This window comes from Burkholderia seminalis DSM 23518 (genome assembly GCF_902832885.1).
Lineage (GTDB): Bacteria > Pseudomonadota > Gammaproteobacteria > Burkholderiales > Burkholderiaceae > Burkholderia > Burkholderia seminalis.
In genome coordinates, this window is record NZ_CADFDK010000014.1 from 123,422 (window position 1) to 144,320 (window position 20,899).

A 20,899-nucleotide genomic window follows, 5' to 3' on the forward strand; every position below is an offset into this window, starting at 1 on the left:
GTGTTCGCGGCTGCATCAGGGCTGCGCTGTTGATCCAGGTTGACCTGTTTCACCAAGGCCGGGAGCCTGAATTTGGCCACTCGACACTCGGGGCTGAATTTTTCGCGCGGCCGCAACCGACAGTTCACAATATGACATTACAGATTGGGATTCCTCTGGAGATAGCCACCGGCGAACGGCGCGTAGCGACCGTCCCCGAGGTGGTTGAGAAACTGATCAAGCTGGGGTTTTCGGTGGCCGTGCAAAGCGGCGCCGGGGCCGGTGCGAACTTTGACGACGACGCGTATCGTGCGGCCGGCGCGAGCATTGCCGCCACGGCGGCCGAGCTCTGGTCCGGCAGCGACATCGTGTTCAAGGTGCGCCCGCCGACGAGCGACGAAGTGGCGCTGATGCGCGAGGGCGGCACGCTGATCGGCTTCGTGTGGCCCGCGCAGAATCCCGAACTGATGGCGCAGCTGGCCGCCAGGCGCGCCACCGTGCTGGCGATCGATTCGCTGCCGCGCACGTTGTCGCGCGCGCAGAAGATGGACGCGCTCACGTCGATGGCCGGCATCAGCGGCTACCGGGCGGTGATCGAGGCCGCGCACGCGTTCGGCCGCTTCCTGAACGGCCAGGTCACGGCGGCCGGCAAGGTCCCGCCGGCCAAGGTGTTCATCGCCGGTGCCGGCGTGGCCGGTCTCGCCGCGATCGGCACGGCCGCGAGCCTCGGCGCGATCGTGCGTGCGAACGACACGCGCGCCGAAGTGGCCGACCAGGTCAAGTCGCTGGGCGGCGAGTTCGTCAAGGTCGACTACGAAGAGGAAGGCTCGGGCGGCGGCGGCTACGCGAAGGTGATGAGCGAAGGCTTCCAGCAGGCGCAGCGCGCGATGTACGCGCAGCAGGCGAAGGACGCCGACATCATCATCACGACCGCGCTGATTCCCGGCAAGCCGGCGCCGAAGCTCATCACCGCCGAGATGGTGCAGTCGATGAAGCCCGGCAGCGTGATCGTCGACATGGCGGCCGAACAGGGCGGCAACTGCGAACTCACGGTGCCCGGCGAGGCCGTCGTGCGCCATGGCGTGACGATCGTCGGCTACACGGATCTCGCGTCGCGCCTGTCGCGGCAGTCGTCGACGCTGTATGCGACCAACCTGCTGCGTGTGGTCGAGGAGCTGTGCAAGGCCAAGGACGGCACGATCAACGTCGATTTCGACGACGACGCGATCCGCGGCCTCACCGTCATCAAGGACGGCAACATCACGTGGCCGCCGCCGCCGATCAAGCAGGCGGTCGTCGCGCCGAAGCCCCCGGCGGCGCCCGCGGCGGCCGCGCCCGCGAAGTCCAAGGGCCATGGCCACAGCGGCGAGCCGATGTCGGCCAAGGCGCTCGCCATCGTGTTCGCGGTCGGCGCGCTGGCTTTCCTGGTCGTCGGCCAGTACGCGCCGGCGAGCTTCCTGTCGCACTTCACGGTGTTCGTGCTCGCGTGCTTCGTCGGCTACATGGTGATCTGGAACGTCACGCCGTCGCTGCACACGCCGCTGATGAGCGTGACCAACGCGATCTCGTCGATCATCGCGATCGGCGCGCTCGTGCAGGTCGCGCCGCCCCTCGGTGAACTGGCCAACGCGGGCGATCGCCCGTCCGGGCTGATCCTCGGCCTGGCGGTGGGCGCGCTGACGCTCACGGCCGTCAACATGTTCGGCGGCTTCGCGGTGACGCGGCGCATGCTGGCGATGTTCCGCAAATAAGGGGACGACAACAATGACTGCAAACCTGACTACCGTCTCCTATATCGGCGCCGCGATCCTGTTCATCCTCAGCCTCGGCGGGCTGGCCAACCCTGAAACCGCGCGTCGCGGCAACCTGCTCGGCATGATCGGCATGCTGATCGCCGTGCTGGCCACCGTGGCCGGCCCGCGCGTGTCGGCCGCGGGCATTCCGTACGTGGTCGCCGCGCTGGTCGTCGGCGGCGCCGTCGGCCTGTACGCCGCGAAGAAGGTGCAGATGACGCAGATGCCGGAACTGGTCGCGCTGATGCACAGCCTGGTCGGTCTCGCCGCCTGCCTGGTCGGCTTCGCGAGCTACATCGACACGTCGCTGCAGTTCACCGGCGCCGAGAAGGCCATCCACGAAGTGGAGATCTACGTCGGCATCCTGATCGGCGCGGTCACCTTCGCGGGCTCGATCATCGCGTTCGGCAAGCTGTCGGGCAAGATCGGCGGCAAGCCGCTGCTGCTGCCGGCGCGGCACTGGATGAACCTGGCCGCGCTGCTGATCGTGATCTACTTCGGCCGCGCGTTCCTGCATGCGGAAAGCATCCAGGACGGCATGCTGCCGCTCGTCGTGATGACGGTGATCTCGCTGCTGTTCGGCGTGCACATGGTGATGGCGATCGGCGGCGCGGACATGCCGGTCGTGGTGTCGATGCTCAACAGCTACTCGGGGTGGGCGGCGGCGGCCACCGGTTTCATGCTCGGCAACGACCTGCTGATCGTGATCGGCGCGCTGGTCGGCTCGTCCGGTGCGATCCTGTCGTACATCATGTGCCGTGCGATGAACCGCAACTTCATCAGCGTGATCGCGGGCGGCTTCGGCAGCGGCGCAGGCGCGCTGGCGGCAGCCGGCGGCGGCGCGCAGCCGGCCGGCGAGGCGGTCGCGGTGAGCGCGGCGGAAACGGCCGAGCTGCTGCGCGAGGCGAAGCGCGTGATCATCGTACCCGGCTATGGGATGGCGGTGGCGCAGGCCCAGCACACGGTGTTCGAGCTGACGAAGCTGCTGCGTGAAAAGGGCGTCGACGTGCGTTTCGCGATTCACCCGGTCGCGGGCCGCATGCCGGGCCACATGAACGTGCTGCTGGCCGAAGCGAAGGTGCCGTACGACATCGTGCTCGAAATGGACGAGATCAACGGCGACTTCCCGGAGGCCGACGTGTCGATGGTGATCGGCGCGAACGACATCGTGAACCCGGCGGCGCAGGACGACCCGACGAGCCCGATCGCCGGCATGCCGGTGCTGGAGGTGTGGAAGGCGAAGACGTCGATCGTGATGAAGCGCAGCATGGCTTCGGGTTATGCGGGCGTCGACAATCCGCTGTTCTACAAGGACAACAACCGGATGTTGTTCGGCGACGCGAAGTCGATGCTGAGCGAGGTCTTCGGCATGCTGAAGGCCTGATGCGAGCGCGAACTTGAGTCAGTGACGGAGCGCGCGACGGCCGGCAACGCCCGGCCGTCGCCGCCAACACGTGCACCGCGGGGCGAGGCCATGCGCAAGCGCTCCGCGGTCGCCAGCGGTCCGGCCACGGCGCACGATACGTCGTGCGCGAATCGATCGACGTGATCGACCGGACGATCCGGATCATGCACGACCGGGCATGGCGTCGCTCTTCCCCGGGCACGACATCCGAAACATCCCGGGATCCCTGCCTGTCCAGGCTTGTACACGCGCCGCACTGCGCGCGCGACCGATACGCTCCCCGTTCGATTCCACGCCGCTTGCGTCATGCGTCGCGGCCGTCGGTCCATTTTTGTCGCGCTGTCGTATGCAAACGATGGCGAGGCATCCGCCATTTCCAGCGCACCTTGCCGGTATTTAAATCGGTTGACAGGTTTTTTTGGATTGGATTGCGGATTACCGGCCGCCGATATTCACCGCATTCCGATACGCGCTGCAATGTGCGGTGAATCTGTCGTTCAGGCCGCGCTCTCCGGCCGCACCCGTTCCGCAATCGCAACGATCCGGGTGTTCCGTGCCATGTTCCCGTCCGGCGTGCGTTACGGCGCATCGTTACGTAACGGGCGAGAGCGTTTCATCCCCGCAAACGTTAAACACGATTATTTCTATTTATTCATACCTTTTCAATTCCGGACATAGGTCATTGGTTTGTCGAGGTTTTTCTGCGTTGCAGCAAAAGAAAGGGACGCAATGGCACGGATCGTGCGTTAAATGGCACGTGCCGAAGTAGTTAATACCATAACGTTAGACCGATCATGAATCACATCCTTATTCCGATATCCGGACGCGACGCGGGGGCGAAGCGGTCGATTCCGGGCCTTCACGTGATCAATCGCGTTCATGCGCCAATCCGTTCGGGATGGCTCGGACGCGGCATTTTCATTGCCATGCCGGACCGGGCCGACACGCCATCGCGGCGACAGTGCATCGGTGCGGAGGCGTGCGCCTAGGCAATTCGCAGTCCGTTCATCGTCCGGGTCCCTTGCGGGAATCGAATCGCTCGTCCGGTAACCGCGCGTTCCACTACATATAGGAATGCGAATTTATTGATTAATTCATCGATGGACGGGTGACGTCCGGGATGAATGTTGTCGACGTATCGGGATACCGAGGGCGGAGCATGTCCGGCGTCAGCACGGACATGCTCGCAGGCGAGGCAATGGGTGCAAGGGGCAGGCAGTGCCATGCGGTGTCGTGATGGGAAAAGTGGATGTTGAGGAGTACATGAGATGAGTGAAATCGAGTTGATCGACAAGGCGTGCCATGCCGATCCGGGCGTTCAGGATCGGCATCGTGTCGCCGCGGGCGCGGTGGTGCCGGTGGTCCTGGCCGGCGGGTCGGGAACCCGGCTGTGGCCGATGTCCCGCGAGCAGCACCCGAAACAACTCACGCATCTCGTCGGCGACGAAACGCTGCTCGAATCGACGCTGCGCAGGGTGAGCGGACTCGGGTCGGCATTCGAGCTGGCTGCTGCACAGGTCGTATGCGGCGACGCGCATCGGCACACCACGGTGCGGCAGCTTGCGGCCGGCGGCCTGCGGGCGCGCGTGGTCGTCGAGCCGGCGCGCCGCGATACGGCGCCCGCGATGACGCTCGCGGCAGCCCTTGCGCTGGCCGAGCACGGCGACGCCGTGCTGGTCGTCATGCCGGCCGATCACGCGATCCACGACACGTCCGGTTTCGAGCGTGCGATGGCAACCGCATTGCGTTACGCGCAGCTCGGGTGCATCGCGACGCTCGGCGTCCGGCCGACGCATGCCGATTCGGGCTTCGGTTATCTGCGTACCGGTGGCCAGGTCTCGCTGGACGGCGCCGCCGGCGGCTACACGCTCGATGCGTTCGTCGAAAAGCCCGTGCCCGAAATCGCGGCGCAGTACGTCGCGTCGGGCTCGCACTGGTGGAACAGCGGCATTTACGTGGTCCGGGCGAGTGTCTGGCTGCGCGCGATCGAGGCGCTTGCGCCGGACATTCACGCAGCGTGCGTCGCCGCGATCCGCGATGGCCGCGCGGACGACGGCTGCTTTCACCCGGCGCCGGAACCGTTCGCCGCGAGCCCGTCGGATTCGATCGACTACGCGGTCATGGAGCGGCTGGCCGCGATGACCGAACCGCCGGTGGCCGTCGCCGTGCCGCTGGATGCAGGCTGGTCCGACCTCGGGTCGTGGGACGCCGTCTGGGCCGCGCTCGACAAGGACGAGGACGGTAACGCCGGGCGCGGACGCGTGATGTTCGAGGACGCGACTGCGTGCTATGCGCATTCGGAAGGCCGGCTCGTCGCGTGTGTCGGCGTCAGCAACGTGGCGGTGGTGGAAACGCCCGACGCCGTGCTGGTCGTGGACCGGCAGCACGTTCAGGGCGTCAGGTCGCTCGTGGCCCGGATCAAGGCCGAACATGGCGCGGAAGCCGAGACGCACCGGCTCGTGCGGCGCCCGTGGGGCTGGTACGACTCGGTCGACCGCGGCGAACGCTTCCAGGTCAAGCGGATCGTGGTGGATCCCGGCGCGCGGCTGTCGTTGCAGATGCACCATCACCGCGCCGAGCACTGGACCGTCGTGAAGGGCACCGCGACCGTCACGCGCGGCGACGAGCAATTCCTGCTCGGCGAAAACGAATCGACCTACATCCCGATCGGCGTGCGGCACCGGCTCGAGAACCCCGGGCGCTTGCCGCTGGAAATCATCGAAGTGCAGACCGGCAGCTATCTCGGCGAAGACGACATCGTGCGCTTCGACGATGCATACGGGCGCGTGTGACGGCAAATGCGGCGCCGTCGCGCGCCGCCTGGAGAAGAGTCATGTTCGGAGTTCAGTCGATTGTTGCGCGCCTGTTCGATGCACTCGTCGTGGTGCTGGCGGCGGCCGCCGCGTCGCATGTGCGGTTCGATGACGATACGCTCGGCCGGTCGGACGCGATGGTCGTCCCGTTCGTCGCGATGCTGACGCTTGCCGTCTTTCCCGCATTTCAGGTCTACCAGTCGTGGCGCGGGCGGTCGTGGATCGCGATGATCAGCCGCATCAGTGCCGCATGGGTCGCGGTGCAGGCGGGCAATCTCGTGCTGCTGTTCGCGATGCATCGCGTCGATCACGTGTCGCGGCTGTGGTTCGTCTACTGGACGGCGATCGCGGGATGCGGATTCGTCGTGATCCGCCTGGCTGCCTACACGATGCTCGCGCACGTGCGGCATGCCGGCCTGAATCTTCGCAAGGTGGCGATCGTCGGCAACGGCGCGCATGCGGTGCGGGTGATCGAAACGCTCGCGCTGTCCCCTGCGAGCGGGTTCCGCCCGGTGGTGCTCCACGATCCCGCGGGCGGGGCCGGCGGCATCATCCCGGCGATCGCGGATTTCGCCGAGTTCGCCGCGGCCGTGCGCGCCGAAGCCGCGACGGAGATCTGGCTCGCGTTGCCGATCTCCGAGGAACAGACGATCCGGCGGGTCCTGAAGACGTTCGGCGACGACCTGATCAATATCCGCTTCATGCCGGACATGTGCAGCATCGCGCTGCTCGGCGGAACGATGATGGATCTCGTCGGCATGCCCGCGATCAACCTGGTGGCGTCGCCGATGTCGCATCGCGCGTTGATGCAGAAGGCGCTGTTCGACCGTGTGTTCGCGGCCGCGGCGCTCGTCGCGCTGGCGCCGCTGCTCGGGTTGATCGCGCTGGCGGTCAAGTTGTCGTCGCCGGGCCCGGTGCTGTTTACGCAGTATCGGAAGGGCGCCGATGGCCGGGTGTTCAGGATCTACAAGTTCCGCACGATGCGCGTGCACGCCGAACAGGCCGGCATCGTGCGCCAGGCCACGCGCGGCGACGCGCGCATCACGCGCATCGGCGCGTTCCTGCGCCGCACGAGCCTCGACGAGCTGCCGCAGTTCTTCAACGTGCTGCGCGGCGACATGTCGGTCGTCGGGCCGAGGCCGCACGCGATCGAGCACGACGATCTGTACCGGCCGCTCGTCGAGGGCTACATCCATCGTTACCGGATCAAGCCCGGCATCACCGGATGGGCGCAGGTCAACGGCTATCGCGGCGAAACGGATCACCTCGACAAGATGGTCGGCCGCGTGCAGCACGACCTCTATTACCTGCGCAACTGGTCCTTCGGGCTCGACATGAGGATTGTCGCCGCCACGGTGTTGAAGGGCTTCGTTCATCCGAACGCCTACTGAGCCCGGCCATGATCGAACGCATTCTGGTCGTCTGCGACGGCAATGCATGCCGCAGCCCGATGGCGAGCGCGATGCTGGCGCGCGCACTGCCGTCGGTGCACGTGCATTGCGCCGGGCTGATCGCGCTGGCCGGGCGGCCGGCCGCACAGGCCGCGATCGACGTCATGCGCGAACGCGGCTTCGACATCACGTCCCATATCGCGCAGCCGGTGCATCTCGGCCACGTGCGCGCATCGCAGCTGATTCTCGCGATGACGCTCGTGCAATGCCGCGAGATCGAGCGCCGCTATCCGTTCGCGCGGGGTCGCGTATTCCAGCTCGACCATGCGACGAAGCGCGATATCGCGGATCCCGTCGGCAAGTCGGCGGACGTGTTCGATGCGGTAGCGCATCACATCGAGCGCGCGGTCGCGTACTGGATCGCGCGGATTCCGGCGGCCATCGCACGGGGAGGCCGCTGATGCGCGCTCGCCACTTCGCGCTGCTCGCCGGCCTGGCGTGCATGTCGGCCGCGCATGGTAGCGCGCCGGCGGCGCGCCCCGCGACGAGCGCTGCGCCGAATCCGCCGCGGTGGATCACCGGTCTTGTGGACCCCGCGTCACACACGTCGAATCCCTGGCGCGGTTCGATCGCGAAGCCGGCGGCCGCATCCGGCGTCGCCGTGCCGTCGGCCGGCAATTATGCGCCGCTGCCGGTCGAGCGGCAGATGCGTGCGTTGTCGAGCGATGCGCTGGGCATGCCGACCGTGCATCGCGCGCGCAGTGCGCGACGCGTCCCGATTCGGACACCCGCGGGGGCCGGCGGCACGGCGGGCGACTGGCCGGGCATCGTGCCGCCCTGGTCCCGCTCGCCATGGTGATCGATCGGCAGGCACGGGACGGGGGCGAGACGAGTCGCGCCCTCGATCGACGTCATGAAAACAACCGCGAGCAACGCGCCACGGACGGCATGAACGACAGCGCGACAGACGAGGCAGCAATGGGTAATGCATTCGACGTGATATCGACAGGCAGCAGACGGGGGCGCGCGTTGGCGCCGCTCGTGCTGTCCGTGTTCCTGACGGCATGTGCGGTCGCACCCGGCATGCGAATGACCGGTTCGCAGGAACTGCCGGTGGCCAGCACACGTAACGGCGAGCCGGCGCGGTCGCTCGATGTGCCGATCCGGGAAATCGACGTCAACCTGCTGAAATCGATGCGCGACGACAGCGATGCGGCCGAGAACGTCGACACGCTGCTGCGCGAGCGCGCGAAGGGCGGCTATCGGATCGGCGCCGGCGACGTGCTGCAGATCACGGTGTGGGATCACCCCGAGCTGTCCGCCGCGGCGCCGACGAGCCAGTCGTCGTCGACGCAACGGCCGAGCGATCCCGTCAACGGCTTCGTCGTCGATGACACCGGGAGCGTGCAGTTTCCGTATGTCGGCACGATCGCGGTCGCGGGCCGGACGACGACCGAGGTCCGCGATGCGTTTCGCGTCGCGCTGACGAAGACCTTCCGCGATCCGCAGGTCACCGTGCGCGTGACGTCGTACCGCAGCCAGCAGGTGTACGTCGAGGGGGAAGTGCGCAATCCGGGCGGCCAGCCGATCAACGACGTGCCGATGACGCTGATCGAGGCGCTCGATCGCGCGGGCGGCCTGCAACCCACGGCCGACCGTAGCCGGATCGAGCTGATGCGCGGCGACGAGCATTACGTGCTGAATCTGTCGCAGCTCGTTGCACGACGGATCGACCCGGCCCGCATCCTGTTGCGCAACCGGGACGTGCTGCGCGTGCAGTCGCGCGAGGACAGCGGTGCATTCGTGATGGGCGAGGTCGCGAAGCCGACGCTCGCGTTGCCGCTGCGCGACGGTTCGTTGACGCTCGGCGACGCATTGCAGCAGGCCGGCAGCTTCAACAGCGGCACCGCCGACACCGCGCAGGTCTATGTGATTCGCGGTCGCGGCTCGAGCACGCCCGATGTGTTTCATCTCGACGCGAAGTCGCCGGTCGCGATGGTGCTCGCGAACGACTTCAGGCTCGCGCCGAAGGACGTCGTCTACGTCGACGGCAACGGCCTCGTCCGACTCAGCCGCGTGCTGTCGTTGCTGCTGCCCGCCATCAATGCCGGCATGACCGGCGCGCTGGTCGCGAAATGAACCGCCGGAACCCGATAGACACTGGATTTGCCATGACCGACCTTTCCGAAGCACGGCTGTACGACGCGGCGTTGTACGACGAGGCCCCCCTTTCGTCGTACGTCGACATCGTGCTGGCACGGTGGCGGCTGGTACTCGGCATCGCGGCCGGCGTGTTCCTGCTGGGGCTGCTGTACGTCGTGTTCGCGACGCCGATCTACCGGGTCGACGCGACGATCCAGGTCAACGAATCGACGACGGCCGGCAATTCGCCGCTGCACGACATCGCGGCATTGCTCGACAACGGCAGCACCACCGCCGCCGAACTCGAACTCGTGCGCGCGCGCATGGTGATCGACCAGGTCGTGTCGAAGCAGCATCTCAACATCATCGCCGAACCGCGCTATTTCCCGTTGATCGGCCGCTGGGTCGCACGCCGCTACCGGGACGACGGCGTGGCGCCGCCGCTGTGGGGGTTGTCGCGGTTTGCATGGGGCGGCGAGCGGTTCAACGTCGCCGCGTTCGGGACGGTCGGCAAGAAGAGCCACGACGGCATCGACGTGCTGGACGGGATCGGGTTCACCGTGACCGCCGAAGGCGGCGGTCGCTACGTGCTCCGGGACGAGGACGACGACGTCGTCCTGAAGGGCGCGGTGGGCGTGCCGGCGCACGGGGCGTTCAAGGGACAGCCGCTGAGGCTGCTGGTCGCGGATCTCGATGCCCGCCCGGGCACGGTGCTGCGGCTCAAGCGCATCCCGCAGCTCGAGGCGGTGTCGCAACTCCAGGACGATCTGACCGTCGAGGAGAAGGCCAAGCAGTCCGGCATCCTGTCCGTCACGCTCGAGGGTGACGACAAGGCGCGCATCCGGGAAATCCTGAAGGCCGTGGTCGACGGTTATGTCGCGCAGAACCGCGATTACCGGAGCGAGGAGGCCGCCGCGACGCTGAAATCGCTCGAGGCCAGCATGCCGACGGTCGAGAAGACGCTGAAGGATGCCGAGGAACGGTACGCGGCATTTCGTTCGCGTACGCGCACGGTCGACCTCGACGAACAGGGCAAGTTGCTGCTCGGTCAGGAAGTGGACATCGAGACGCGCACGCTCGAACTCAAGCAGAAGCGCGTCGACCTGATCGCGCGATTCGCCGATGGCCATCCGGCCGTGCAGGCCCTCGACGCCAACCTCGCGGAACTGGCGGGCAAGGCACAGGAACTGAAGGCGCTCGAAGCAAGGTTGCCGGGTACGGAGCGGGAAGGTCTCGCGGTGCTGCGCGACGTGCGCGTCAACACCGAGCTGTACACCAACCTGTTGAATACCGCGCAACAGCTCAAGATCGCCCGGCAAAGCGAGATCGGCAACGTGCGGGCCGTCGACGAGCCGGTGCTGCCGGTGAAGCCGGTCAAGCCCAAGCGCCTGCTGCTGGTCGCGCTGTCGCTGTGTGTCGGGCTCGCCCTGGGCGTGGCTGCCCCGTTCGCGCAACGCGCGGTTTGGGGGCGCGTCGAGCACTCCGAGCACCTCGAGCAGGCGCTGGGCGTGCCGGTCTATGCGGTGGTCCCGCACAGCCGCGAGCAGCGACGCCTGGTGCGAAGCCAGCAACGCGCGGCCCAGGGCGCGCATGTGCTCGCGTCGGAAATTCCCGAGGACGTGACCGTCGACGCGATCCGCAGCCTGCGCACGACGCTGCAGTTCACGCTGTCCGAGTCGGGGCACCACGTGATCATGGTCACGAGCCCGCAGCCCAATGCGGGCAAATCGTTCCTTTGCGCGAACCTGGCGTCGCTGTTCGCTTCGGGCGGCAAGCGCGTGCTGCTGATCGACGCGGATATCCGCCGCGGCCAGGCGCACCGTCACTTCGGCTTGCAACCGGCGCCGGGCCTGCCCGACGCGATCGCGAGCGGCACGCTCGAGCGCGGCGTGCAGCGTTCGGCAATCGCCGGCGTCGATGTGCTGGCGCGCGGTGCGGTTGCGCGCACCTCGGAGCTGTTCACCGACGGCCGCTTCAAGGGGCTGCTCGACACGGCGTCGCGGCTCTACGACATCGTCATCGTCGATACGGCGCCGATCCTCGCGCTGCACGACGCGGCGTCCATCGGCCGCCACGGCGCGACGACGCTGCTGTGCGTCCGGCATGGCCGCAGTTCGATGCCGGAGATCCGCGAGGCCGAACGTCGCCTGCGCAACGCGGGCATCGCGATCAGCGGCGTCGTGCTGAACGACGTGCCGCGGCGTCAGGCCGTCTACGGTGCGTATGGCGAAGGGAACTACGCGTATGAAACCGAGCACTGAGCCCGCGCTGCGCGACCTTGCGCCGCGCGCGGCGAACGGCCATGCGTGGTCCGGCGGCGAGCGGCTCGGCGCGCGCACCGTGCGCGGCCTGGCATGGGCGCTGGTGCAGGCCTGGGGCGGCAAGCTCGTCACGCTCGTCACGTACCTGCTGGTCGCGCGCTGGCTCGGCCCGGCCGACGTCGGGCTCGCGGCGGCCGTCACGCTGTCGCTGTCGCTGGTCCTGATGATCGCCGAGGGCGGGCTGGGCGACGCGGTGGTGCAGCGCGCGACGCTCGACGACGACGATCTCGAATGGCCGTTCGTGTTGTCGATCGCGATGGCCGTCGTGCTCGCGGCCGTGCTGTTCGCCATGGCCGGGCATGTCGAGACCTGGCTGGGCGTACCGGGCCTCGCGCCTTACCTGCGGGTGGCCTGCGTGTTCGTCCCGATCGGCTCGGCCAGTTCGTTCCAGGAGGGACTGTACAAGCGGCGGCTGGATTTCCGCACGCTGGCGATGCGTCAACTCGTGGCGGTGAGCGTCGCGGGCGCCGTGGCGGTCGCGCTGGCGGTGGCGGGTGCCGGTGCGTGGAGCCTGATCGCGCAGGCGGCGACCTTCATGACGATGTCCGCGTTCTGGCTCTGGCGCAAACCGGTCTGGCGTCCGCGCGGCCGGCGCAACGCGTCGACTTTCTGGCCCATCGCGCGCTTCGGCGGCCACGTCGTCGCGGCGCGGCTGATCGACTGGTGGGCGACGCGCACCGTCGACCTGATCGTCGTCGCGCTGTACGGCGCGGCCGGGCTGGGCATCTACGCGATCGGCGCGCGGCTCTACCAGACGGCGCTGGAACTGCTGTGCCGCGCCGCGACCGACGTCGCGCTCGCGGTGCTGTCGCGCGTCGCGCACGACGCCGGGAAAATGGCGGCCACCTACCTCGACGTCACGGGGCTGGCCGCGATGGCCGCGGCGCCGCTGTTCGTGCTGATGGCCGTCATGAGCCGCGACATCACCATCGTGCTGTTCGGCGCGCGCTGGGCCGACAGTGCCGCGGTCATGACGCCGCTGATGGCGCTCGGCGCAGTCCAGACGGTCCAGTTCGTCAACGGCGCATTCCTGTCGGCGCGCGGCCGCCCCGGCGTCACGATGTGGCTGACGGTCGTCAAGCTCGTGCTGGTGCTGGGCGCGATGCTGTGCCTGCCGTCGCACGATGTCGCCGGGCTGGCGTGGCTGTACGTCGGTGCGGTGCTGTTCATCACGCCGCTCAGCTTCGGCGCCGTCGTCGTCGAACTGTCGGTCGACCCGGGCCGCCTGCTGGGACGGCTCGTGCCGCCCTATCTGATCGCGCTCGGCTGCGCGCTGCTCGTCTCGCGGCTCGGCGCATGGCTCGGCGGCGTGCCGGTCATGGCCCGGTTGGTCCTGCTGATCGTCTGCTTCGTCGCCGCGTATGCCGGCGCGACCTGGATGCTGCGTCGTCAGGCCGCCCGGCAAACCGTGTCGATGCTGATCGCGTTGCGCGATGCGAGGAAAGCGGCATGAACGGCCTCGTCCGGCAGGTGCCGCGGCAGCATGCGGCGTCGCCCGGTGCGGCGCCGGCCGCGCCGCGCGCGCGCTTCGATCTCGCGGATGCCGTGCTGCTCGTGCTGCTGCTGCTGAACGCGATCCAGTTCCTGAAGATCGGCGGCGCGCAGCTCGGCCAGTTGTTCGCGGTGCTTGTGCTGCCGGTGCTGCTGGTGCGGCGCCGGATCCCTGTCGGCGCATGGGAAATCTGGACCTTCACGCTGTTCGTCGGCGCCGCGCTGTCGACGACGTTCCTGTCCGGCTATCCGCACTTCAAGGCGGCCGAGCAGATCGTGAAATTCGTGTTCGTGATGCCGGCGTTCTATCTGATCGGCCGTTACTACGGCGCACGGGCGCGCCAGCGGCCGCTGCCGTTCGGCTATGTCGCGATCACGGGATTCCTGGCGTTCCAGTATGCGCTGCAGCACTTCGACGTCCCGGTGCTGTACGAGAAAGTCGATTTCATGCAGAACGCGATTCACGGTTCGTTCAAGGAGCGGAACTGGTTCGCCGCGTTCTTCTTCCTGAGCGCCTATGCATGTTTCCTGCAGTCGCCGCGCCGCATTCCCGACGTCGTGAAGTTCGTGGTGCTCGCACTGGTCGTGACGCTGCTGAGCGAATCGAAGACGGTGCTGATCGCGTGCGCGATCGTGATCCTGTTCCAGGTGCGCGGCTACTTCTTCGCGAAAGCGCTGACGATGGCCGCCGGCGCCGGGTTCTATCTGTACATGTTCACGCGCGAGCTGACCGGCGACCAGTTGCAGGTCCGCCTGCAGCAGGAGCGCGGGCTGGCCTTCACGGAATCGATCAAGCTGGTCGGCCGCGACTGGATCGGTCACGGCTTCGGCTTCGTCGAACACTACTTCTCGCACTCGGCCGTCGCCGTGCGCGGGCTCGGCGAGGGCACGAGTGCCGTCTTCTGCGCGCCGCTGGACCTGATGCTGGTCGCCGGCCCGATCGGGCTGCTCGCGTGGGCGGTGTTCTTCGGCGGCCTCGGCCAGGGCCGGCGCGCGATGGTCATGCTGGCGCCGATCGCCGCCTGGTCGCTGATCAACCCGATGCACCAGAGCGAAACGTCGTACCTGTTCATCGGCTACCTCGCGTCGTTCGCCCTCGCTCCTCGGGCGGCACCCCGCAAAGCACGCACCGCGCCGCGCGTCGCGCGGCCCCGATCCTTTTTTCCGTCCGGGTCTATTCGATGAAATTCTCCCTCATCATGGCGACGCTCGGCCGCAGCGACGAGATCGAGCGCATGTTCGACTCGCTGCTGCTGCAGGCCTATGCCGACCTCGAAGTCATCGTCGTCGACCAGAATCCGGACGACCGCGTCGAGCGGATCGTCGACCGGTATCGCGACCGGCTGACCATCGTCCACCTGCGATCGGAGAAGGGCAAGTCGCGCGCGACGAACGTCGGGCTGAAGGCCGTGACGGGCGACGTGGTCGGCTTTCCCGACGACGACTGCTGGTATCGGCCCGGGATGCTCCATGCGGTCGCGGCGCGCCTGTCGGCCGACAGCACGATCGACGGCATGACCGGGATGAGCGTCGACGCCGCGGGCAGGCCGTCGCAAGGACGATGGGCGACGTCGGCGCAGACCGTGAACCGTTTCAACGTGTGGGTGTGCGCGACGTCGTACACGATCTTCCTGCGCCGGACTGCCGTCGCCGCGGCGGGGCAGTTCGACGTCGACCTGGGCGTCGGCGCGACCTCGCGCTGGGGCGCGGGGGAAGAGGTGGATTTCCTGGTCCGCGCGTTGCGGGCCGGATGCCGGATCGACTACGACCCGCACCTGCGCGTGCATCATCCCGAGCCGCTGGCCGTGCTCGACGAGCATGCGTATGCGCGCGGACGACGCTACAACCGCGGGTTTGGGCACGTGCTGCGCATCAATCGTTATCCGCTCGCGTACGTCCTCTACATGATCGCGCGGCCCGTGGCCGGCTGCGTGCTGTCGTGCGCGCGCCGCAATCCCCGCCGGGCGAAGTACTACTGGATCGCCGCATCGCATCGGCTGCTGGGCTGGATGGACTGAACGATGAGCACGATCCTCTCCCCGTCGACGGACAGCGCCGATCGCGCCGGTCGCGTCGAGCGCGCACCGCTCACGGTCTACACCGACACGCGCTGGCCGGTCGGCACCGGCATCCACAACGTGATGGCGGCCTATGCCGAGCGTGCACCGTCGACCGTGCGCATCGCGCCGCTGACGGTCGGCGGCGGTGTCGCGCATCCGTTGTCGCCGCTGGCGTTGAGCCGGGCGCTGCGGCGGCTGCCGGCCCGCAATGCAGTGTTCTGGAATCCCGGGTTCGTTCCGGCCACGTTGCCCGATTTCCCGTCGGTCGTCGTCGTGCACGACCTCACGCATCGCCATTTCTATACGCGCGCGCACCGCTTCTACTACGACACGATCCTCCGGCCGCTGTACCGGCGTTGCACGGCGATCGTCTGCGTGTCCGAGTTCACGCGCGACGAATTCCTGCGCTGGTCGGGCATGCCGCCCGAGCGCGTTCACGCGATCCACAACGGCACCGACGACGCGTACCGGCGCAATCGCGACACGCTCGGCTATCCATTTCCGTACGTGCTGTATCCGGGCAACCGGCGCAACTACAAGAACCTGCACCGGCTGATCGAGGCGTTCGGCGCGAGCGGGCTGTTGCCGCTCGGCGTGCGCCTGATGCTGACCGGCGAACCCGATCCGGCGCTGCTTGCGCATGCCGCGCAGCACCGGTGCGCCGACGGGCTCGTGTTCGCGGGGGTCCTGCCGAACGATGCGATGCCGAAGCTGTACCGCGGCGCGCTGTTCGTCGCGTTCGTATCGCAGTACGAAGGTTTCGGCTTGCCGATTCTCGAGGCGATGGCGTCCGACGTGCCCGTGCTGACGTCGATCGTGTCGGCGATGCCGGAAGTGGCAGGGGCCGCCGCGATGCTCGTCAATCCGCTGTCGGTCGTCGACATCGCGGTCGCGATGCGCCGGCTCGGCACGGAGGCCGCATCGCGCGACGCGCTCGTCGCGCGGGGCCGGGAGCAGATCCACCGGTTCGACTGGAACGCATCGGCGAGCAAGTTCTGGCGGCTCGTCGAGCAGGTCGGCGCGTCGGCATGACGCGCCCGTCAATCAACAGAGCCGGGCAAACCGGCCGACACCATCAATCACGGCGCGGGGTATCACGATGGAAACGGAAGGAAGAATCAGCGTCATCGTCGTCAATTACGGCACGCCCGACCTGACGATACGATGCGTGGCGTCATTGACGTCGTTACGCGTCGCGTTTGCCGACGATATCGTCGTCGTCGAGAATGCGTCGCCGGACGACTCGTATGCGCGGTTGCGACGCGAACTGCCGCACGGCGTGAGGCTGTTGCGTGCCGCATGCAATCGCGGTTTCGGGTCGGGTGTGAACTTCGGCATGGCCGCCTGCCGGCGCGACTACGTGCTGGTGGTCAATCCCGATACGCGTTTCAGCGAGAACGGGCTGGCCAGGGTGCTGGACCTGCTCGACGCGCGCCCGGAGGCCGGGCTCGTCGGGCTCGATCTGCAGTATCCCGACGGCCGCCGCCAGTATTCGGCACGGCGGTTCTACAGCTGGCTCGACATCCTGGCGCGCCGCACCGCGCTCGGCCGCTCGAACCGCTTCCGCGCGCGGATGGCTCGGCATCTGATGATCGATGCCTGGTCGTGCGGCAGTCCGTTCGACGCCGAATGGGTGATGGGAACGGGGTTCGTGGTGCGACGCGACCTGTTCGAGTCGCTCGGCGGCATGGACGAATCGTATTTCCTCTACATGGAGGATGTCGATCTGTGCGCACGGACCTGGCTCGCCGGTTATCGCGTGCTCGGCATGCCGGGCGTCACGCTCGTGCACGAGCATCAGCGGCAGTCGGCGGCGAGCCCCGTCTCCCGTGCGGGACGCCATCATCTGCGCAGCCTGTGGCGGTTCTATCGAAAATTCCACGTGCCGCTGTCGTTGCCGCCCGGCGTGTCGCGGATCGCCCGGCAATGACGTCAGTCCGTCCGTCTCGCGTCGTCCGGTGTGCCGTGGCCGCCGCGCTGTACGCGCTGGTCATGCACGGCGCGGATGGCGCGCAGCCCGTGCCGCCGGAGTCGCGCGTGCTGCTCGCGCGGGACGGCGTCGCGCGCTACGGCGTGCGCGCCGGTGCGGCGGATGCCGTCACACGGCACGCGGCCGACGAGATTGCCGACTACCTGTCGCGCATCAGCGGCGCGTCGTTCGCCGTGTCGGACGACGGCCAGGACCGGACACCCGCGATCGTCGTCGGCGGCGAGCATGCGGCGCAACGATGCGGACCGGCCAACGCGGCGGGGCTCGGCAGCGACGGCTTCGTCGTCTGCCGCAGCGGCGCCGACCTCGTCATCGCCGGTGGGACGCCGCGCGGCACGCTGTTCGGCGCGTACTGGTGGCTCGACCGCAAGCTCGGCGTGAAGTGGCTCGCGCCCGATGCGACCGAAGTGCCCCGGCAGGCGGAACTGCGGGTCGATGCGGCACCGGTGCGGCAGGTTCCGCGCTTCGCGTATCGCGAGGTATTGAGTGCGGAAGGCGAGGACAAGCCGTTTCGCGCGCATAACCTGCTGAACGGCGAGTCGCACGGGACGTCGTACCGCGCGTCCCCGCCCGGGATCGACATGTGGGATCGCAGCTGGCTCGCGCGGGATGGCGACGCCGACTTCTGGACGCTCGTGCCGCGCGACCGCTACGCGGCCGCTCACCCGTCCTGGTATGCGGGCGGGCAACTCGCGATGATGTCGGCCGACGTCCGCGCCACCATGGCCGCCGAGATCGTGAAGCGGCTGAAGCGTTTGCCCGATCCGGGCCGCATCTGGTTCGGCATCCGCGACATGGACTGGGGCTGGGACCCGGATCAGGCGAGTCGCGCGTTCGCCGATACGCACGGTGGCGCGCTGTCGGCCGCGTTTCTCGACATGGTGCGGGACGTGTCGGCGCAGGTCCGGGCCGCGGTGCCGGGCGCGCGTTTCGCGATGCCGGCCTATCACTGGGGCTTCACGCCGCCGGACGGCATGCAGGTGCCGGATCACGTCCGCGTCTATCCGATGACGATCCAGGTCGACTACAGCGTCGCGCTGAACGAGGACCGCAACGCGCGGCTGCGCGACGGCCTGAAGCAATGGAACCAGATCGCGCGGCACGTCACCGTCTGGGATCACGTCGTGAACTTCGGCGGCTACCTGCAGCCGACGCCGAATCTCTATCCGGTCGGCCGCAGCATTGCGTGGCTCGCCACGTTGCCGAACGTCGACGGCTACTTCGCGGAGGGCGACTGGCAGTCGCGCGGCGGCGAATTCGCGAGCCTGCGCGTGTGGCTGATCGCACGGATGCTGTGGACGCCGACGGCGGACCCGCGTGCGCTCGTCCGCGAATATTGCGACGCCTACTACGGTGCGGCGGCCCCGGCCGTCATGCGCTATATCGACCGCATGCATGCGGCGCTGCGCGCGAGCGGCGACGTGCTCGCCGAGCAGACGCCGGTCGGCATGTCGATGTACACGTACGACTTCGTTCGCGAGGCGGAACGCGATTTCGACGCGGCCGCCCGTGCCGTCGACGGCGACGCCGTGCGCGGCGCGCGCGTGCGACAGGCGCGCGTGCCGCTCGATTTCGTGATCCTGGCCCTGCGCGAGCGCTACGCGGCGCGCGCCGCGAAGGACGGCTGGGACCTCGACGTCGGCGCGCGACGCGCCCGTCTCGACGCGGCGATCGCGGCAGCAGGCATTCGTCAGTATCGGCAAAGCGGCAATCTCGCGGCACTCGGCGCGTTGCTCGATATCGACCGGCATCCCGTCGTCGCGCCGCCGCTCGTGGCGGGTCTGGCCGACGGCGACTGGCGCGCGATCGACGTGTCGCGCGTGAACCTTTACGACAGCGCGCGTTTGGTGGCCGATCCGGGTTCGCTCGACGGCGCCGCGATCGCGATGCGCGGCGATTCGGGCGCATGGGCGGTCCAGCTCAAGCTCGACAAGCTGCCGCGCGACGGGCGCTGGGATCTCTACGCATCGGTGCGCGTGCCGGAAGGCGGCGGGGCAGGCGCGGCCGCCGTGCGCGTCGGCGCGTACCCGCCGATGACGCTGCGCACCGACACGCCGGCGCGCACGCTCGACGACGCGCGATTCCGGTGGCTGCCCGTGCCGGGCGGCCCGTTCAGGTACGACGCCGATCACGAGAAAGGCATCTATGTCCACGGCGTCGGCTTCGCGCGAGGACAGTCCGTGCGCGTGGGGGGCGTTCGTCGCCATTCGTCACCGTGCGCCGGACGACACGCCGCCGCCCGCTCCGCTTCAAGGAAACGCTTCATGAAAGTCGCCATCGTTTCGCCGATTCCGCTGTTTCCGGTCAACGCGGGCAATCGCAGTCGCGTCCTGAATCTCGCGCGGGCGGTGAGGTCGCTCGGCTGCGATGTGCATTTCGTCTATCTGGAATCGCGCCAGACGGGCGGCATGGATCTCGACGCGCATCGCGAGGAGTTCGGCGCGGACCGCGTGTCGGTATTGCGTCGCGCGGGCCTGGCGCTGGCGCGCTATCGGTTCAAGCGGGTCGCGTGGCTCGCGCGTCGCCTCGCCGCGAAAGCGGCCGGCAGCCGGCATGCGTATTACACGGGGCTCGACGAGCTGTTCAGCGACAGCTTCTCCGCGCAGTTGCGCGCGCTGCAGCACCGCCACGCGTTCGACGCCGTGTTCGTCGAATACGTGTTCTATTCGCGTGCGCTCGATGCGTTTCCCGATTCGGTCGTGAAGGTCGTCGACACGCACGACATCTTCGCGGACCGGCACGTGCCGTTCATCGGCCGCCCCGGTGCGAAGCGCTACATGTTTTCGATTCCGCCGGAACGGGAATGCGACGGATTGCGCCGTGCGCATGTCGCGCTGGCGATCCAGGCCGAGGAGGGCGACGCGCTGACGGCACGCCTCGGCGGCGGCGACACGCCGTCGGTCGCGGTCCTCAGTCACCTGCTCGCGTTTCCGCCGCAGGTGGACTGCGCCGGGCATGCCGACGCGACCTTTCTCGGCAGCGACAACCAGCCGAACCGCGACGCCGTGAAGTACTTCGTCGACGAGATCCTGCCGCATGTCGTGGCGCGGCTGCCGGCATTTCGCCTGCATCTCGCCGGCACGATCGCGGCGGCCGTGCCGGACGGTCCGCACCTCGTCAAGCGCGGCACCGTCGCCGAGCTGGGCGACGCGTTCGCGATCGCGCCGATCTCGATCAATCCGATGCTGCTCGGCACCGGCATCAACATCAAGCTGCTCGAGAGCATGGCGCTCGGCGTGCCGATCGTCAGCACGCGGACCGGCGCGCGCGGCCTCGGCGAACGGGACCTGCGCGGTGTGACCGTCGTGCGGGACGGCGATCCGCAGGGCTTCTCGGATGCGGTCGTCCGGCTCGCGACGGACCGCGCGCAGCGTGTCGCGCAGGGGGCCGCCGCACGCGCCGCCGCGCTGGCCTGGCACGAAACGCAGCTGGATGTCCTGCGCGAGACGCTCCGGCGGCGGCCGGTTGCAGCGCACGCGTGACGGATGCATCCATCGAAACCATCGAACCAACC

14 protein-coding genes are annotated in these 20,899 nt (G+C 68.2%); all 14 read left to right on the top strand.

What is annotated here, in order from left to right; translation table 11 throughout:
- Positions 1–131: 131 nt before the first annotated feature.
- Positions 132–1,730, top strand: a complete 1,599-nt coding sequence (locus HWX00_RS30525; RefSeq protein ID WP_049035768.1) for a Re/Si-specific NAD(P)(+) transhydrogenase subunit alpha — start codon at positions 132–134, stop codon at positions 1,728–1,730.
- Between the two features lie 13 nt (positions 1,731–1,743).
- Positions 1,744–3,156 (top strand): Re/Si-specific NAD(P)(+) transhydrogenase subunit beta, encoded by a 1,413-nt coding sequence (pntB, locus tag HWX00_RS30530; protein ID WP_175027286.1) that lies wholly within the window; start codon positions 1,744–1,746, stop codon positions 3,154–3,156.
- 1,289 nt (positions 3,157–4,445) lie between these two features.
- Positions 4,446–5,969, top strand: coding sequence for a mannose-1-phosphate guanylyltransferase/mannose-6-phosphate isomerase (locus HWX00_RS30535; RefSeq protein ID WP_175027285.1), 1,524 nt, complete (start codon positions 4,446–4,448; stop codon positions 5,967–5,969).
- Between the two features lie 41 nt (positions 5,970–6,010).
- A complete protein-coding gene (locus tag HWX00_RS30540; protein ID WP_034190961.1) occupies positions 6,011–7,381 on the top strand; it encodes an undecaprenyl-phosphate glucose phosphotransferase in 1,371 nt (456 codons plus the stop codon).
- Between the two features lie 8 nt (positions 7,382–7,389).
- Positions 7,390–7,842, top strand: coding sequence for an arsenate reductase/protein-tyrosine-phosphatase family protein (locus HWX00_RS30545; RefSeq protein ID WP_059557916.1), 453 nt, complete (start codon positions 7,390–7,392; stop codon positions 7,840–7,842).
- Entirely contained in the window at positions 7,842–8,240 is a 399-nt protein-coding gene (locus HWX00_RS30550; protein ID WP_175027284.1) for a hypothetical protein, read from the top strand. Before HWX00_RS30545 ends, HWX00_RS30550 begins: the two co-directional genes overlap by 1 nt.
- 119 nt (positions 8,241–8,359) lie before the next feature.
- A complete protein-coding gene (locus HWX00_RS30555) occupies positions 8,360–9,520 on the top strand; it encodes a polysaccharide biosynthesis/export family protein (RefSeq protein WP_059558007.1) in 1,161 nt (386 codons plus the stop codon).
- Between the two features lie 32 nt (positions 9,521–9,552).
- Positions 9,553–11,784: a polysaccharide biosynthesis tyrosine autokinase gene (locus HWX00_RS30560; protein ID WP_175027283.1), complete on the top strand. Its 2,232-nt coding sequence runs from the start codon at positions 9,553–9,555 to the stop codon at positions 11,782–11,784.
- Positions 11,768–13,297: an oligosaccharide flippase family protein gene (locus HWX00_RS30565; protein WP_049036127.1), complete on the top strand. Its 1,530-nt coding sequence runs from the start codon at positions 11,768–11,770 to the stop codon at positions 13,295–13,297. Before HWX00_RS30560 ends, HWX00_RS30565 begins: the two co-directional genes overlap by 17 nt.
- Complete coding sequence (locus HWX00_RS30570; RefSeq protein ID WP_059557911.1) at positions 13,294–14,520, top strand: hypothetical protein; 1,227 nt, start codon at positions 13,294–13,296, stop codon at positions 14,518–14,520. The genes HWX00_RS30565 and HWX00_RS30570 overlap by 4 nt, the downstream gene beginning before the upstream one ends.
- Positions 14,517–15,353 carry a glycosyltransferase family 2 protein gene (locus tag HWX00_RS30575; RefSeq protein WP_034190966.1) on the top strand — a complete coding sequence of 279 codons (837 nt, stop codon included), beginning with the start codon at positions 14,517–14,519 and terminating at the stop codon, positions 15,351–15,353. Before HWX00_RS30570 ends, HWX00_RS30575 begins: the two co-directional genes overlap by 4 nt.
- A gap of 3 nt (positions 15,354–15,356) precedes the next feature.
- Positions 15,357–16,427 carry a glycosyltransferase family 4 protein gene (locus HWX00_RS30580; RefSeq protein WP_049036126.1) on the top strand — a complete coding sequence of 357 codons (1,071 nt, stop codon included), beginning with the start codon at positions 15,357–15,359 and terminating at the stop codon, positions 16,425–16,427.
- Between the two features lie 67 nt (positions 16,428–16,494).
- Entirely contained in the window at positions 16,495–17,325 is an 831-nt protein-coding gene (locus HWX00_RS30585) for a glycosyltransferase family 2 protein (protein WP_034190967.1), read from the top strand.
- On the top strand, positions 17,322–20,867 hold the full coding sequence (locus HWX00_RS37050) for a DUF4838 domain-containing protein (RefSeq protein WP_244131202.1): 3,546 nt from the start codon (positions 17,322–17,324) through the stop codon (positions 20,865–20,867). The genes HWX00_RS30585 and HWX00_RS37050 overlap by 4 nt, the downstream gene beginning before the upstream one ends.
- The last annotated feature ends 32 nt before the right edge of the window (positions 20,868–20,899 follow it).

Bases quoted from the DNA above. Each gene is read 5' to 3' on its own strand.
- HWX00_RS30525 (WP_049035768.1), top strand. From the start codon at position 132: ATGACATTACAGATTGGGATTCCTCTGGAGATAGCCACCGGCGAACGG.
- pntB (WP_175027286.1), top strand. From the start codon at position 1,744: ATGACTGCAAACCTGACTACCGTCTCCTATATCGGCGCCGCGATCCTG.
- HWX00_RS30535 (WP_175027285.1), top strand. From the start codon at position 4,446: ATGAGTGAAATCGAGTTGATCGACAAGGCGTGCCATGCCGATCCGGGC.
- HWX00_RS30540 (WP_034190961.1), top strand. From the start codon at position 6,011: ATGTTCGGAGTTCAGTCGATTGTTGCGCGCCTGTTCGATGCACTCGTC.
- HWX00_RS30545 (WP_059557916.1), top strand. From the start codon at position 7,390: ATGATCGAACGCATTCTGGTCGTCTGCGACGGCAATGCATGCCGCAGC.
- HWX00_RS30550 (WP_175027284.1), top strand. From the start codon at position 7,842: ATGCGCGCTCGCCACTTCGCGCTGCTCGCCGGCCTGGCGTGCATGTCG.
- HWX00_RS30555 (WP_059558007.1), top strand. From the start codon at position 8,360: ATGGGTAATGCATTCGACGTGATATCGACAGGCAGCAGACGGGGGCGC.
- HWX00_RS30560 (WP_175027283.1), top strand. From the start codon at position 9,553: ATGACCGACCTTTCCGAAGCACGGCTGTACGACGCGGCGTTGTACGAC.
- HWX00_RS30565 (WP_049036127.1), top strand. From the start codon at position 11,768: ATGAAACCGAGCACTGAGCCCGCGCTGCGCGACCTTGCGCCGCGCGCG.
- HWX00_RS30570 (WP_059557911.1), top strand. From the start codon at position 13,294: ATGAACGGCCTCGTCCGGCAGGTGCCGCGGCAGCATGCGGCGTCGCCC.
- HWX00_RS30575 (WP_034190966.1), top strand. From the start codon at position 14,517: ATGAAATTCTCCCTCATCATGGCGACGCTCGGCCGCAGCGACGAGATC.
- HWX00_RS30580 (WP_049036126.1), top strand. From the start codon at position 15,357: ATGAGCACGATCCTCTCCCCGTCGACGGACAGCGCCGATCGCGCCGGT.
- HWX00_RS30585 (WP_034190967.1), top strand. From the start codon at position 16,495: ATGGAAACGGAAGGAAGAATCAGCGTCATCGTCGTCAATTACGGCACG.
- HWX00_RS37050 (WP_244131202.1), top strand. From the start codon at position 17,322: ATGACGTCAGTCCGTCCGTCTCGCGTCGTCCGGTGTGCCGTGGCCGCC.